General features: G+C 50.7%; 9 protein-coding genes and 1 tRNA gene. 4 read left to right on the plus strand and 6 right to left on the minus strand.

Annotated features, from left to right (window positions below):
- Positions 1-41 precede the first annotated feature (41 nt).
- The 6 genes from MARGE09_RS08235 to rpsU form a co-directional block, all read right to left on the minus strand.
- Positions 42-2390, minus strand: coding sequence for a TonB-dependent receptor (locus MARGE09_RS08235; RefSeq protein ID WP_236986854.1), 2349 nt, complete (start codon positions 2388-2390; stop codon positions 42-44).
- A gap of 540 nt (positions 2391-2930) precedes the next feature.
- A tRNA-Ile gene (locus tag MARGE09_RS08240) sits at positions 2931-3007 on the minus strand.
- A 193-nt stretch (positions 3008-3200) separates the two neighbouring features.
- Positions 3201-5027: an RNA polymerase sigma factor RpoD gene (gene rpoD / locus MARGE09_RS08245; protein ID WP_236986855.1), complete on the minus strand. Its 1827-nt coding sequence runs from the start codon at positions 5025-5027 to the stop codon at positions 3201-3203.
- A gap of 72 nt (positions 5028-5099) precedes the next feature.
- Positions 5100-7070: a DNA primase gene (dnaG, locus tag MARGE09_RS08250; protein ID WP_236986856.1), complete on the minus strand. Its 1971-nt coding sequence runs from the start codon at positions 7068-7070 to the stop codon at positions 5100-5102.
- 115 nt (positions 7071-7185) lie between these two features.
- Positions 7186-7638, minus strand: a complete 453-nt coding sequence (locus MARGE09_RS08255) for a GatB/YqeY domain-containing protein (protein WP_275068748.1) — start codon at positions 7636-7638, stop codon at positions 7186-7188.
- A 154-nt stretch (positions 7639-7792) separates the two neighbouring features.
- A complete protein-coding gene (gene rpsU / locus MARGE09_RS08260; protein ID WP_236986858.1) occupies positions 7793-8008 on the minus strand; it encodes a 30S ribosomal protein S21 in 216 nt (71 codons plus the stop codon).
- Positions 8009-8218: 210 nt separating this feature from the next.
- Between rpsU and tsaD the strand changes: the two genes are divergently transcribed.
- The 4 genes from tsaD (at position 8219) to MARGE09_RS08280 (ending at position 16516) form a co-directional block, all read left to right on the plus strand.
- On the plus strand, positions 8219-9274 hold the full coding sequence (tsaD, locus tag MARGE09_RS08265; RefSeq protein ID WP_236986859.1) for a tRNA (adenosine(37)-N6)-threonylcarbamoyltransferase complex transferase subunit TsaD: 1056 nt from the start codon (positions 8219-8221) through the stop codon (positions 9272-9274).
- The gene (gene folB / locus MARGE09_RS08270; RefSeq protein WP_236986860.1) at positions 9271-9633 is read left to right on the plus strand and encodes a dihydroneopterin aldolase; all 363 of its coding nucleotides are present in this window, start codon (positions 9271-9273) and stop codon (positions 9631-9633) included. Before tsaD ends, folB begins: the two co-directional genes overlap by 4 nt.
- Positions 9633-10121 carry a 2-amino-4-hydroxy-6-hydroxymethyldihydropteridine diphosphokinase gene (gene folK, locus MARGE09_RS08275; RefSeq protein ID WP_236986861.1) on the plus strand — a complete coding sequence of 163 codons (489 nt, stop codon included), beginning with the start codon at positions 9633-9635 and terminating at the stop codon, positions 10119-10121. The genes folB and folK overlap by 1 nt, the downstream gene beginning before the upstream one ends.
- A gap of 152 nt (positions 10122-10273) precedes the next feature.
- Complete coding sequence (locus tag MARGE09_RS08280; RefSeq protein ID WP_236986862.1) at positions 10274-16516, plus strand: DUF6701 domain-containing protein; 6243 nt, start codon at positions 10274-10276, stop codon at positions 16514-16516.
- Positions 16517-16548 lie beyond the last annotated feature (32 nt).

Genomic DNA, 16548 nt, shown 5'->3' on the forward strand with positions numbered 1-16548 from the left:
TCGCTGCTACCCCCTATCAGGTACGATTTACCAAGCCCTTCTTACCATGCATAGTCCAGCCGTAAGCCAATCAAAGGCTCCGCTTCGCTATCATCTTTTACGTCAATGCCTCGTCGGTAGTCAAACTCGGTGTCGTCGCTTGATGATGCGGCGGTGACGTTGATAACATCGAGGAAGGCCGTGATATCTATGGGGCCGATCGCTCGCCGGTAGTCGACGCGAATATTCAACGAGCTGGACCCGCTTTTGCGGCCGACATTGCGCTCGGTAATTTCTTTTGAATAGCGCAAAGGTTGCCCGGCATCCAATACGTCTGAGTGAACAATAAACTCGTCGTCTGGCCTGCCCGAAAGGTATTTGTACCGCCCGGCAACCTTCCAGCGGTTGTTGATTTCCCAGGTTAAGCCGAGGGTAGCGACATGCTCGCGGCTGAATTCATCGACGACCTCACCGCGACCGTCTTTGCGGTCCACTTTGGCATCGTTGTAAGAGTAGGTTGCGGTAGAGTAAAGGCCTTCGCGAATTGTACCGGTGGCCACGATGTCGACTCCGTAAGATGTGCCGTCACCAATGTTTGCAAAGGTTCCGCTTGTTCGATCGAGGTCGACCACGAGATTATCGAGGTTTTGATAATACGCTTCAGTCAATATTGACCAGCTATTGCTCGGGAACACTTCAAAACCCAAGCTACCGTGCGTGATTTCTTCGGTTTCAAGTGTGTTGGCGGCGTTGGCGGCAAGGTCTAAATACCGAGGCGACTGATGGAATAACCCGGCGGTGGCAAAATACCGTACTAGATTACTCTGCTGCCAATTGGCGCTGAACCGGGGTGAAGCGAAACTTTGGTCTGCAAAGCCATCTCTTTCAAAGCGCACACCGGTGCGAAACTCCCATGCGCCTCGCTCAAAAAACTGCTCTACATAACTGGCAAAGCTCGTCTCCTTTTGACTGAGTGAGGAGTCGATGCCTTCGGGGGTTAGGGTAATATACTTCTGGTCGGGGTTGGGCCTATAGTCATCCGAATCGTAGACGTACTGATTCCAGTCGCCATCTAAAACGGTGCTGTAATCCAGTTCAATTTGCGTGACGCGAATACCGGCACTAAAACTGCCCAATCGATTCACAAGCTCAAAGTCGCTATGCCAACCGGCCTCTGCCTCACCTTCACCCACGGTAATAATGTCTTCGCGCACGGGATAGCTAGATGCTGGCGATCCTTCTGGAACGAGCTCGGGGAATGATTCACCTTCAGAGCTGACTTTGTCGCTTTTACGGTAGTAAACTTTATTGCTCCACACCGCTTTTTCACCAAGCAAAGATCGCAACGTTAAACCGTATAAATCACTATCCTGTTCTGAATCTTGTAGTGAAGTGTCTTCAAAATTAGGCGATGCGAAGACGTGCGTCACGCCGCGCGTGTAGTCTTCGTGTGTATCCATCAACAGAACTTCCATCGTGTTGTTTTGGTTGATGGGTATGACGGACTTTACGATCACGTCTCTTAAGACGGGGTCTCCGATGTCGAGCTCTTCGATGGTTTCAAATAAAGCCCCGAAATCCAATCGCCGAGCAGAAACAAGCATCGTAGAGCCCTCTGTGATACCGGCTGGACCGTCGTAACCCACTTCATAACCTGCAAGGTCGTAGCGCAGGCTTGCCGACGGGCTTGGGTTGCCGTCAGCAACGTTTAGCTTGAGTAGCGAAGCCGCTCGGCCGCCATAAGCCGCCTCCCACCCACCAGGTGAAAACTCTGCACCGCTGATAACGTTCGGCGCAAAAATCGAGAAGCGACCGCCACCACCAACATCTTCGTTTTCGCCTACTGTTGCATCAAAGTGCACCGCTTTATCAAAAGGAAAGCCATCCACGAATATCAAGTTGTCTCTGGGCCCACGGCCGCGTACGCTAAAGCTTGCAAATTCGCTGGAAGATGCCAAGCCGGGTAAGCCGTCCAGCGCGAGGAGTGGATCTGCACCACCGCCGACGGCGCTGCGCAACGCTTCTCTATCGAGATAGGTACTATTTACTGATGCAAGCGCTTTTGTTTGTTGCCCAAGAACGAGTACCTCCTCTATAGCTTGCTCTGTCAGCTCGAATTCGATTTTAATATTTTTACGTGTAACCACGCGCACGCTTGGCTTGTACGAAGATGTGAACCCGCTTTTGACAATGCTCACGGAGTAGAGGCCTGGGGCGAGCTGTTCCACGACCGCACGACCGTCTGCGTCGGTTTGCGCCGACTGCGTGGAATCGGTCTCCCGCTCCTTTATCGTGACCTTTACTGCTGACAGAGGCCGTGCAGTATTTTGGTCTTTGACGATAAAGGTCAGTGCACCAGGTGCCTCTGCTGCCTGGGCAAAAAGTGGAAGGCCAATTATGAAGCCCGACATAGCCAGCCATGATATTTGCCTTAAACATTTGCTCAGTGTGTTCAAATGCCTGCTCATAGTTCTATCCCCACAAGAATCGGTCGTATCTAAGTGATAAAGCACGGGGAGATTAACAGCCACAATGTCGCTAAAAAGTCGCCGTAATGTGAAAACTACATTAGAGCACGCATGAAAGCTTTACCATTTTTTCTGGTAAAAGATATGGCGAGCGGCAAAAATTAAATGGGGGGTAGTTTATCTTGATGGCTTTAGTGAATCTTTAAAAATGGGGCCCGTGAGCTAGAGTGGGCTTGGCCATAGCGAGCGAAACCTAGAGAACTGATATTTATAAAAAGCAGTTAGCGCGCGGTATTGGTGCCATCCCAGAGCGAAGCGTAAAAGACTAAGGTCTTTTACGCCCCGGCTGGCAGCGGCTGGCGCCTCGTTGCTGATTGCATGCGCAATTAGTGAGCTGGGCCAGAGCGAACAAAATCTGAGAGCATGATATAAACAAAAAAAGCCCCCGATCAGCAAGCTGAAAGGGGGCTTTTTTTGTTTATATGGTGGGCCTTCCCAGACTTGAACTGGGGACCTGCCGATTATGAGTCGGATGCTCTAACCAACTGAGCTAAAGGCCCTGAATATGATTGATCGTTAAGCCTGTTGACTGTTTGATCAGCTATGCCGCGCTATGCTGCGGCATAAAAGGGACGGGCATTATAAGGTCTTGATTTGAGCTTGGCTAGGTTTTTACTGCTTCTTTTATGGATTGATGGGCAAAAAAAAGCCCCTGAAATCAGAGGCTTTGGTATTGCGTTGTGTGACTTTGGATTATTCGTCCAAAAAGCTTCGTAGGTGGTCTGAGCGGGTGGGGTGGCGCAGTTTGCGCAGTGCTTTCGCCTCAATCTGACGAATGCGCTCGCGCGTTACGTCGAACTGTTTACCCACTTCTTCCAACGTGTGGTCGGTGTTCATGTCGATGCCGAAGCGCATGCGCAGTACTTTGGCTTCGCGAGCGGTAAGGCCGGCTAGTACTTCGCGGGTAGATTCCATCAGGCCTTGGGTGGTGGCTGATTCTACCGGTGACGTTATCGACACGTCCTCGATAAAGTCGCCCAAGTGCGAATCTTCATCGTCGCCGATTGGGGTTTCCATCGAGATGGGTTCTTTGGCGATTTTAAGCACTTTGCGCACTTTGTCTTCGGGCATTTCCATGCGCTCGGCAAGTTCTTCTGGTGTGGGTTCGCGGCCCATTTCTTGAAGCATTTGACGGCTGATGCGATTGAGTTTGTTAATGGTCTCAATCATGTGGACCGGAATACGAATGGTGCGCGCTTGGTCGGCAATAGAGCGGGTAATTGCCTGGCGAATCCACCATGTTGCATAGGTCGAAAACTTGTAGCCGCGACGGTATTCGAATTTATCGACGGCTTTCATCAAGCCGATGTTGCCTTCTTGAATAAGGTCGAGGAATTGTAAGCCGCGGTTGGTGTACTTTTTGGCGATAGAAATTACAAGGCGTAGGTTGGCTTCAACCATTTCCTTTTTGGCGCGGCGGGCACGGGCTTCGCCGAGCGACATGCGGCGGTTGATTTCTTTAATGGTGCTAAGCTCTAAGCCGGTGGCTTGTTCTATTTCCAGCAGGGCTTCTTGCAGCTTTAAAATGTTGTCGGCCACGTTGCGCATGCTATCGGAGTAGTCGCGCTTTTTCTTAACGATGGAAGGGATCCAGTCAAGGTTGGTTTCGTTGCCGGGGAATTCTTTGATAAAGGTTTTGCGTGGCATTTTGCCGTAGCGAATACACTGCATCATCAGTTCGCGCTCGGTTTGGCGAACTTTTTGTAGTACCTCGCGGGCGCTGCCGTAAACGGGGTCGAACTGGCGCGGTGGCAGTTTGAAGAAGCGGAAAACGCCGCCAAGCTCTTCGAGTGCTTTGCCCGCTTCTTTGCTCATGCGGCCTTTGGCGATGATGGCTTCTTCAGCAGCTAAGGATGCGTCTCTTAGTTCGTTAAAGCGTTCGCGGGCATATTCTGGGTCGATGCCGGTATCGGCTTCATCGTCATCGTCATCAGCATCGTCGCCATCATCTTTTTTGGCGTCTTCTTTCTTTTCTTGGAAGCCTTCTGTTTTGGGGGCTTCTGGGTCTTCGGCGGGGTCTAGCCAGCCGCTGATAACGTCTGTTAAGCGGCGCTCGCCAGCTTCGCAAAGTGTGAATTCATCAAGAATCGTTTTTACTGAGCCAGGCCAAAATGCTAGCGCGTGCATTAGCTCGCGAATACCTTCTTCAATGCGCTTGGCAATGGCGATTTCGCCTTCGCGGGTCAGTAGCTCCACGGTGCCCATTTCGCGCATATACATGCGCACAGGGTCTGTGGTGCGGCCAGCTTCGGTTTCTACTGCAGCTAGCGCAGCAGCAGCTTCTGCAGCGGCAATTTCATCGGGGTTGTCGCTGTCGTTCATCAACAGCTCATCGGCATCGGGCGCGGTTTCGAATACGCGGATGCCCATGTCGTTAATCATCTGGATGATATCTTCGACCTGATCTGGATCGGAGATGTCTTCGGGGAGGTGATCATTAACTTCATCGTAGGTCAGGTAGCCTTGCTCGCGACCGCGATTGATTAAGTCTTTGATTCGCGACTGTTTGTTTTCGCTCATTAAAGCATCCGTAAAAGCATATTAGGTGAAGGCGGGATAGCCGGACATTATAACGGGGATTTCTAATTTTTACTAATGGACTTGTTTGCCAACCTTAAGTAATTGCAGGAAATGTTGTCGCTCTTCTGGCGATAGTTCGTTGATCGGTCTCGATTTCAGCTCTGCCAGCTGATTTTGGCGTTCGCGCTCCAGCGCTTGCAGCTTAAGCTTTTCAAGGGCGTCTTGAAGCTCTTGTTGGTCGTTGTAGTTGTTGCCGCGTTTTGCTTGCGCAAGTAGCTGGTTGGCCATAATGGCGGTGAGTTGTTGCTGTGCTTCTACGCCAAAGCGCCCACTCCAATAGCCAATAATACTGGCAAAGCTGGGGTTTTCTCTTTGCTTTAAATAACTGAAAAGCTGCATTAATTGTAGGTTTTCAGTGGTTTCTGGTAGTTCGGGCTCTTCTAGTTTGTGCGCCAAGTTGGGGTGCTCAAGTAATAGGGCGGTAGCGAGCCTGATTGGGCTAAGTTCTACGCTCGATTTTTTGCGTGGCTCGGAGCGAAGTTGTAATTGCTGCGGGAAGTGGGATGCTTCCAGTTCTTGCTCTATCGGTTGCCCTAAGGGGGCGTAGTCTTCGTTATTGGCTGGCGGCCCTTGGTTAAAGCTTGGTGGTACAGCTTGTTCTTCGGTTTGCGTTGGCGCTGTTGCCGGTACAAGCACTGGCACGGGCTCGCCAATTAGCTCCATTAAAATATCAAGGCTTAAGCCTGTGCGTTGCGATAGTAGCTCGAACATAAGTTCGCGATAAACACTTTTGGGCAGCTTGTGAAGCAGTGGCGCCGCTAGTTTGCTTAGGCGGGCGCGGCCTTCCATGGTGTTAATGTTTAGCCCTTCGCTAAGCACATCAAAGAAGAATTCCTCTAAAGGCGAGCCTTTTTGTATTAGCTCGGCAAAGCGGTCTTGTCCTATTTGCCGTACGAGGGTGTCTGGATCCTGGCCTTCGGGTAAAAAGAGAAACTTAATTTGGTAGCCGTCAGTCATTACCTCTAGTGCGTTTTCTAGTGCGCGCTTGGCGGCGGTGCGGCCGGCTTTATCGCCATCAAAACAAAACACTATGGTGTTGGTGTATTTGAAGGCCAGCTTTAAGTGGTCTTCGCCGCAGGCGGTGCCCAGTGTGGCTACGGCGTTGTTAATGCCGTATTGGGCAAGGGCTATAACATCCATATAGCCTTCAACCACAAGCAAGTGCTTTAGCTCGCGGTTGGCTTGGCGTGCTTGGTAAAGCCCGTATAGCTCTTTACCTTTATGGAATACCGGTGTTTCGGGCGAATTGAGGTATTTGGGGCCACTGCCTTTAACTTTTTTGCCATCTGCGCCAACGCGGTTTTCTTCGCCCAGTACGCGGCCGCCAAAGCCTATGGTGCGGCCGCGAATATCCAAAATGGGGAACATAATGCGGTCGCGAAAGCGATCGTAGCGTTTGTTTTCGTCTTCGTGCTCGATAAGCATGCCGGCGGTTACTAAGGTTTTGCGGTCGCTATCGGTTTCGCCGAATTTTGTGAGCAGGTTATCCCATCCTTTGGGGGCATAGCCCAGGCCAAAGTTTTTGGCGATATACCCCGTTAGGCCCCGGTTTTGTAGGTAGCTTACCGCCTTGTCGCGGCTGGGGTGCGCTTTTAGTTGCTGTTGAAAGTAGTCGCTGCAGTCGGCCAAGAGCTTGTAAAGGTTTTTAAAGTCTTGCTTTGGCGCTTGGTTTTTATTCTTGGGTTCTTCGCGCGGTATTTGCAGGCCTGCGCTGCTGGCGAGTTGCTCTACGGCATCAACAAAGCCGAGCTTATCAAACTCCATTAAAAAGCCAACCGCATTGCCAGAGGCGCCGCAGCCAAAGCAATAATAAAACTGTTTGTCTTGGCTTACGGTAAATGAGGGCGTTTTTTCGTTGTGAAAAGGGCAGCAGGCCGAATAGTTTTTGCCCGTTTTTTTAAGCTTAACGCGCTTATCAACGATGTCGACAATATCGAGTCGGTTCAGTAGGTCGTCAATGAAGGGTTGTGGGATTAAGCTCATGGCGTCGAGGTATCACAACAAAAGTAGTGGCACGCGCAAAGGTTGCGGGTGCCAATTCTACAAGGTTTACAGCGGTGTGTGCGTGATGCGTGCGCAGGTTTGCGCGCTTGGGTGTTTAACCTTGCAGGCTAGCTTTTATCAGCTTGCTAACGGCGCCCATGTCGGCGCGGCCTTGTGCTTTGGGTTTAATAAACCCCATAACTTTGCCCATATCACCCATGCCGTTGGCGCCAGTATTGGCGATGGCATCGTTGATAAGTGCTTGAATTTCGTCTTCGCTAAGCGGTTGCGGCAGGAAGTCTTTAATTACCCCAATTTCAAATTGCTCGATGTTGGCAAGGTCTTCTCTGCCGGCATCGGTATATTGGGTAGCGGCATCGCGGCGCTGCTTAACCATTTTGTCGAGCACCGCGAGCACGCGAGCGTCATCAAGTTCAATGCGTTCATCAACTTCGATGCGTTTAAATTCAGCGGTAACCATGCGCAAAACGCCAAGGCGTTCTTTTTCTTTTGCGCGCATTGCTGCTTTAACGGCGTCGGTGATTGCTTTCTTGATTTCACTCATCAGGTAGTAGCCCTAAAGTTGTGTTAGGTGGTTGTGCGGCCTAACGGGGAACGTTGGCATGGCCAAAGTGCCCAGCCCCAATGGCTCACCGTCGGTGGGCTAGGGGCCCAATAGCGTATATATCTAATGCTGAAGCTTTAGAGGCCCAGCAGCGCTATTAATAAAGGCGTTGGAACTTGCGGGTTTCGCGAGACATCTTTTTAGCGTGACGCTTAACAGCAGCGGCAGCTTTACGCTTGCGAACAGTTGTGGGCTTTTCGTAGCACTCGCGACGACGTACCTCTGCAAGAACGCCTGCTTTTTCGCAAGAACGCTTAAAGCGACGTAGGGCAATATCAAATGGCTCGTTTTCTTTCAGTTTTACTGAAGGCATATATCTACCTGTAATAAATAAATGTTGGCTAGTACGACTGCTTTAGGGGGCAGCCTTTTAAGGGTGCGCAATTCTATACAGTTGATGCCGCCCCTGCAACGTTTAATTGTAGACAGCACTTTGGTTTTGCGCTATGGCGCGAAAATCATAGAGAAATCGGGGGCTGCAGGGTAATATTGCGCGCAAAATTAATGGTAGCTCGGTGTAAGAATGTTAGTCCTTGGAATAGAAACGTCGTGTGATGAAACGGGTGTTGCGCTGTATCACAGTGAGCAGGGCCTGTTGGCTCACGCATTGTATAGCCAAATAGCGCTGCACGCTGAATACGGCGGGGTGGTGCCCGAGCTCGCGTCGCGCGATCATATCCGTAAATTATTACCCTTAGTTGACGAAGTGCTCGAAAAGGCTTCGTTAAGTAAAGCGGATATTGACGCCGTCGCCTATACCAAGGGGCCAGGTTTAATTGGCGCTTTATTAGTGGGGGCGTGTACCGGCCGGGCTATTGCAATGGGGTTAGGTGTGCCGGCTATTGGTGTACACCATATGGAAGGGCACTTGTTAGCGCCACAGTTAGAAGATTCCCCGCCGCCCTACCCTTTTGTGGCATTGCTTGTGTCTGGCGGGCATACCCAGTTAATCGAGGTGCAAGCGCTGGGTGAATACACTCTTTTAGGGGAATCGCTAGACGATGCCGCAGGCGAAGCCTTTGATAAGGCGGCAAAAATGTTAGACCTCGATTACCCCGGTGGCCCGCGCTTAGCCGCCATGGCCGAGCAAGGCGAAGCGGGGCGCTTTAAATTTCCGCGGCCAATGTGCGACCGCCCAGGGCTAGATTTCAGCTTTAGCGGTTTAAAAACCTTTACCCTTAATACCGTGACTAAGCATGCGCTAGACGATGGCTTGCCTGATGATCAAACCTGTGCCGATATTGCCCACGCCTTCCAGGAGGCCGTGGCCGATACCTTGGTGATTAAATGCCGGCGTGCACTCGAGCAGTGTGGCATGAAAAGCTTAGTGATAGCCGGCGGTGTATCGGCAAATACACGGCTACGGCAAAAGTTGGAGGCCGCATTGGCCAAAATGGGCGCTAAAGTTTTTTATGCGCGCCACGAGTTTTGCACTGATAACGGCGCCATGATTGCCTACGCGGGTTGTCAGCGTTTACTTGCTGGGCAAAGTGAAACCCTTGCCGTTGAAGTGCGGCCGCGTTGGCCAATGACAGAGCTAGCGGGCCTTAGCACGGCAAAAGCGGAGCCTAACCGATGAGTGCCGATACCGTGTTTATTAAAGGCCTAAAAACAGAGGCGGTGATCGGTGTTTTTGAGTGGGAGCGCGAAATTCGCCAAGCACTTTATATTGATGTGGTGATGGCTACCGATATTCGCTTAGCTGCAGCAGAAGATAACCTTAAGCACACACTAGACTACAAAGCCATTACCGACCGTATACAGCACTTTGTGGCCCAAAGCGGCTTTAAATTGATCGAAACATTGGCGGAGCATTTAGCCGCATTACTACAGGCAGAATTCGGCATAGCATGGCTACAACTGAGTGTTCACAAACCCGGCGCCATTGCTGATGCACAGGATATTGGTATTACCATCGAACGAGGAGAAAAGCCCTAATGGCTGAGGTATTGCTAGGTTTAGGCAGTAATCAAAATGCAAAAGTGGTTTTTAAAAGCGCTTTAAATTCGCTGCAGGGCACATTTGGCGCACTCGTTTTATCGCCGGTTTACGAAAGTGAATCGGTAGGTTTTGATGGCGATAACTTTTTGAATATGGTGGTACAAATTCAAACCCACTTACCCGTGGGTAAGCTGTTGGAAACACTGCGCGCCATTGAAGATGCCCATGGCCGCGACCGCACGCAACCTAAGTTTGGTGGCCGAACGCTGGATATCGATATTCTGACTTACGACGATGTGGTGGGCTGTATTGATGGTGTAACACTGCCGCGCGATGAAGTACTGAAAAACGCTTTTGTCTTAAGACCTTTGGCAGATACTTGGCCAAGTGGTTTGCACCCCGAGCTAAAACGCAGCTACCGCGAGTTGTGGTCTGAGTACGATAAATCCTCGCAAAACCTCTGGTTAGCCTCCCTCGACGATTAAGATCAATCGCGCCTAGAGGTTATTAATGGCGTCACCCATATACCTGTTTTGGCGCTTTCGCCCAACGGCGCTTTTCGTACCCCCATAGGCACTATGCGCGCCTTATTTTTACCTACACTTAATGCACAATAGTATGTGTTAGGTGTGGGTGAATGCGTTTGGGTGAGCAATTAGGGTTGGCGGGGTATAAAAAGCGCATAAATCGCGGAACTCACTGCGTGGGCATAGCCTATAGCGCCGTGTTGGCGGTGGTGCTGTGCTTGGCTGTGCTTAGCGCACCGGTATCGGCGGCCACGGTAGGTATCCCCGCCAATAGCGAAACGCAAATTGAAGCAGAAGACTACGTTAGCGCTTACGATACTACAGGGGGTAACGCTGCGGGCAGCCCGTCGTCGTGTACTTACAATGGTTTTGATGTTGATGTGGGGGATAACGGCGGCAGCGACTGTGTTATTGGTTATATTGCCAACGGCGAAACGCTGACGTACGACGTTAATATCGCACAGGCCGGAAGTTATACGGTTAAATACAATTACGCTAGCCCTAGTAACTCGCCTGGGCAAATACAGTTCAAGGTTGATGGCTCCACGGTTACTACAACCACATTAACGACCAATACCGGCGATTGGAACACCTACACGACACAGACAGATACAGTCACTTTACCGGCGGGCACCCACACTGTTACCACCCAATTTGTGAATCCGGTTATGAACCTTAGTTGGTTTTCGTTAGAGAAAGTCGGCGGGCCTTCGGCAATCGATATTCCGGCCAGTGGTGAAACGCAAATTGGCTTCGAAGAGTATGTGAGTGCTTACGATACAACTGTAGGCAACGCGGCAGGTAGTCCAGCGCTTTGTGTTTACAATGGTTTTGATGTGGATGTTTACGATTCCGGCGTGGGCGCGTGCGCATTATCAAGTGTCGCTGATGGCGAGACGCTTGATTATTATGTGAATGTAATAGAAGCGGGTGATTACACCCTAACCTACAATTTTGCGGGTGAAGGCACCAGCCCACCAGGCGATGTCATTTTTAAGGTTGATGGTTCGACTATTCTCACCACAACACTCACCACCACAACGGGTAGTTTTGGCACCTTCGCTAGCGACACCGATACGGTGACTTTATCTGCCGGAACTCAAACCGTTACACTCGAGTTCTCTAACCCGTGGCTCAATGCAAACTGGTTTTCACTCGAAAAAGTTGCACCGCCTATATCGCCGCCATCCTCGGATTCTATTCGAATTGAGGCCGAAGAGTATTTTGATGCCTACGATGCGGAGGCAGAAAATAGGGCGACTGTGCCCACTAATTGCGTATACGGTGGTTATGGCGTTGATGTGACGGATACTTCCGATGAGGGCGGTGGCGGTTGTAAGGTTGGTTACGTGCGAGCGGGTGAGCGGCTAGATTATGCCATTAACCCTTCGCATGCGGGTGCTTATCGGGTCGCCATTCGCTACGCGAGTGGTAGAGATGCGCTTACCTACGCGGGCGATCTGCTTTTTACGTCTGGTGGCAGTACGCTGGCTACAGTCAACTTGTTGGGTACCGGTGGTTGGGACACCTTTGGTGATAGTACGGTCGTCATTGATCTTGAAGCCGGTGCGCAAACGTTAAGCGCGGAGTTCACCGACCCTAATTATGACCTTAACTGGTTCGATTTAGAGCTAAAAACGGTTTACATCTTAGATGATGCAGAATACCGAATAGAAGCTGAAGATTACATCAGCGCTAACGACACTAACTTCGATAATCAGGCAACAGATAACGGTGCGGCGCTAACTCTCTGCCCTTACTACTACGAGGGGGTCGACTTAGGCGATACCACCGATGGCGGGGGCTGCACGGTGGGTTACATCGCAGATGGTGAATGGCTGGAATACAGTGTTTATATCGATGAGGCGACAGATTACACCGTTAAATATCGTCACGCCAGCGGCACGGGCGGGGGCGGCACGGGCGGGGATATTTTGTTTAGAGTAGATGGAACCACCGCGCAAACTACAACCATTACAGAGGTAACCGGCGATTGGAATGTTTATGCCGATACGACGGCTACCGTCGCGCTAACAGAGGGCCTGCATACGATTCGCCTTGAGTTTTCTAACCCGTATGTAAATTTAAATTGGTTTTCACTTCAGAAGTCGGAGGCTACTAGCCCCGCTTCCGGTAGTTGTAGTTTCCCTGGTGTTGCTGCGAACGTAAGCGATGTTGCTCAAATTATTATTCATAATGGCGGCACAATCCACGATGCGCCAAACAATGAGGTCGTGACTAAAAATATCAATAGTGATGCCAGTGGGTGTGGTTCGGGTATTCCCTGTACTAAAACCGATACCGTCGCGCCGGCATTTACGGATATCCCCGCATTCCCTGCGGGTTCGGATGTGACGGTAGCTTACGGCGATACCTATAACTTTACGCCAGGTGCTTTTAATAACGTTAATATCAATAGCGACACTACCTTAAATTTCGCGCCTGGTGACTACACCTTTAATAACAATCTCAATATAGGTTCCGGTTCTGTAATCAACGTTTCTTCGGCCGGATTAGTGCGCATTTTTGTAAATTCGGGTTTTTCGGCGGGCTCCAACGTAACGTTAAACGCGGGTGGCGGCGCAACTGAGTTTTTATTTATTTACGTGTTGAACGATCTTACTTTTCAGTCCGGTTCGTCAGGCAAGCTAATCGCTTATAGCGGCGGCAGTATATCGTTGCATAATAATGCTGATATTACGGGGGCTTTAACATCCAATTCGAATCTTACGGTTCAGTTTGGCGCCAATCTGCGTTACGAGCAATCGTACATATCCAGCGGCGGCTTTAGTGAGGCGTGTGGTGGAGGTGGGGATCCATCAGGCGTAGCATCCGTGGGAACATGGCGCTTTGATGACCCACTATGGAATGGCGCAGTGGGTGAAGTAGAAGACAGCAGTGGCAATGGCTTGCATGCAGTTACGGTAAATGCGGGTACACAACCCACTACAGCAACGGCTTCCCCGGCATTAAGTGGCGACCCTGGCACCTGTGGTTATGGTGTGTTTGACGGTTCGGGGTATGTGAGCATTACCGACCCAGGCGCCGGTAGCGTGTTTGACGCTCCCGATTATACGATTGCCGGTTGGTATTACCCGACCTCTTATCCCAGTTCCGGTGAGTATTATACGCTTGCTACCAAAGGCAGCCATTACGAAGTGCATATGGATGACGCTGGTGAGCTAGTGATTAATTGGGACAATGGCAGCAATTGGGATACGATTTTTGCTACAGGTACGCTACCACTTAATACGTGGACGCACGTTGCTTATAGCTACACCAACGGTGAGCAAAAGTTGTACTTAAATGGCGCGCTAGAAACAACCGCCACTTTTTCTGATGGCTATCTCTTTAACGATAGCCCTCTCTTTGTGGGGTATGACTCTGCTCCTACTACTCGTGGCTTTAGGGGAAATATCGAAGAGTTTAGTTTTTACGATAGTGCGTTGTCTGCCAGTGATGTAGCCGCTGTAGCCGCAGCCACCCACAGTTGCCCAAGTACAACGCGAACCGCTATTGCTGAATGGCGTTTTGATGATGCCGGTTGGGATGGCACCGCAAATGAAGTGGTAGACAGTAGCGGCAATAACTTGCATGGCACAGCAGTAAGTGTAAGTGGCTTCCCCAATACCAATGCAGCTTCACCTGCATTGGCTGGCGACCCCGGTACCTGCGCTTATGGCGCATTTGATTTAGGTAATAATGGTTATGTAACAATTACTGACCCTGGGGCCGACAGTGTGTTGGATGTTGCTGAGCTAACGTTTTCGGCATGGGTTTACCCCAATGCTTATCCACCTACGAGATTAAGCACCTTAATTACTAAAAATACACATTTTGAGGTGCATATTACGACGACGGGCCAGGTGATTTTTGAGTGGTATGCCGATAGTGATTGGCAGGGCGTTACTACTACGGCCACTTTACCGCTTAGTCAGTGGAGCCATGTGGCGGTTACCTTTGAGGCGGGCGAGCAGAAAATTTATATTGATGGTGTTTTGTCGACCTCCGATACCAATGCAAATGCCCTAGGGCCGAATGATGACCCAATTGCGGTTGGCTACGACCTTAATCCAACCAGCCGGGCTTTTGATGGCCATTTAGACGAGGTTCGCCTTTACGGTGCTAAGCTCACCGCAAATGAAATTAGTGTGGTTGCGGCCGAAACTCGCGCTTGCCCTGCGTTAAATACTCCCGATCATATTGCGATTAGTGTTGGTGCTACGGCGTCCACCTGTGATCCAGAAACCGTGACCTTTACGGTTAACAATGCCAGCTCAGACCCTATCACCGATTATACCGGCACCCTAACCTTAAGCACTTCTACTGGGCACGGCGATTGGAGTAAAACAGGTACCGCAAGCGACGCTTACGGCACGCTTAGTGCGGGGGCGAGCGATTCGGGGGCGGCTACTTATACTTTTTCTGCCAGTGACAATGGCACTGTAACACTGCACTTAGACAACGGCAGGACTGAAGGGTTAACGGTAACAGCGGTGGACTCTGATGCAGGTGCAACCGGTACGTCATCTACTGTGACTTATACAACCAATAGCTTTTCGGGTTTTGATTCTACCGGCGGCACGCAAATTGTGGGCTACCCGCAAGTGTGGGAAATTCGAATGCAACAGCAAGACCCTATAACGGGGGATTGTTCGATCAACTCGGAATATTCGCAAGCGGGGGTGAAGGTTTGGTTAGACCGCTCGGCGGCCGACCCGAATGGCACTGCGCCGACGTTTGTCGATAGCATCAGCGGCGATTCGGTTTCGGTGCCCAGCAGCGAGCCGGGCAGTAATAATTTCAATTTAACCTTCGTGAACGGCGTGGCCAACTTTACCTTAAATACGACAGATTCGGGCATGTACAGTTTTCACGTGGCGGATAAAACTCGCAGTTTTGCCGATGTGGATCTGGTTTTTGAATCTGATGTGAAAACCTACGGCCCCTTCGGTTATTACGTGATCGTGGCAGGTAACCCTGCTGCTACGACCGGCGCTGGGGCTGCGTTTCAGGCGGCGGGCGAGATTTTTAGAGTGAATGTGACAGCTGTGGCTTGGCAGGCGGCGGACGATCTTGACGACGATAAAATCCCCGATGGCCACGATACTGCAGGCAACGCTAGCCGTGCGGATTTATCCAACAACCCGGTTATTGCTAGCATGGGCCAAGAAAATCCAGCCGAGACTATTACCTTATCGAGTGCCTTGTTATTACCGGCCGGCGGTACAGATTCAGGGTTAAAAGACGAAGATACCTTAGCGGCACTTGCCAGAACGGTTGATAACTTTTCTGGCGGTAGTGGTTACATCGAACGGGTTTATTTTGATGAGGTGGGCATCATCGAGATTAAAGCCGAAGTTACCGATGGCCAATACATGGGCAAAAATGTAGCCTTTACCGAAAAAAGCCAAAGTTATTCCAACAATGTTGGCCGTTTTACGCCGGCCAACTTTACTTTTGCTAGCGGGGAATTAACCGCAGCATGCCAAACTGGCCTCGATTACAGCTACATGGGGCAAGGCTTTAGTGGGCAGTTTGCGATTTCGCCGCAGAGCAGCCGAGGTAGTAGCTTGCAAAACTATACGGGTGACTTTGTTAAATTAACCTTAGGTGACTTCGACTTTGTGGCTCGCGATATTAATGCTGCCACCGAGCTAAGTGCGCGTTTAGCCGGCGCAGCAACAAGCTTGGCTTGGAGCGGCGATGGCACTGTAAATGCGAGTTTTGCACTTGCCCGAGGTGCAACACCCGACGGCCCTTACACGACGTTATCCGTAGGGACAGATTTTGATGACAGTGATGGCATAGGCCTGGCGAGCGCAAGCAAAGATTTAGACAGCGATGGCGATGCCAGCACAGATAGCGCCGAGCTAGATCAAACAGAAGTACGCTTTGGGCGCTTGCGCTTAGGCGATGCCCTAGGGCCAGAAACAGCCTTGTTGAATGTGCCTTTGTTAACCGAGTATTGGGATTCGCCCAGCTGGCTGCAAAATGACGACGATAGCTGTACCACTATTGCGCGAAGCGATATTTCTTACCCCAGCGGTACAATTAACACCGAAGGCAATCGTACGATAACTGTGGGTGGCGGTACTACGGAGGGAAGTTATGCAAGCATTGTGGGCGATGCCGTAAGCTTTTCCGGCGGCGATGCTACCCACCGCTTTAGTGCGCCGGGTACGGGGAATACGGGTAATTTTAAAACCTCCATCGATTTGACCAATTACCCGTGGTTGCGTTTTGATTGGAATGGTGATGGCGATTATTCCGATACCGCTACGCCGGATAACCAAATTAACTTCGGCACCTACCGCGGCCACGATCGAATGTTGTATTGGCGGGAGTATTAGTGACGAGTATTGCGCGCGCGTTGCACAGTATT

The organism is Marinagarivorans cellulosilyticus, from assembly GCF_021655555.1.
Classification (GTDB): domain Bacteria; phylum Pseudomonadota; class Gammaproteobacteria; order Pseudomonadales; family Cellvibrionaceae; genus Marinagarivorans; species Marinagarivorans cellulosilyticus.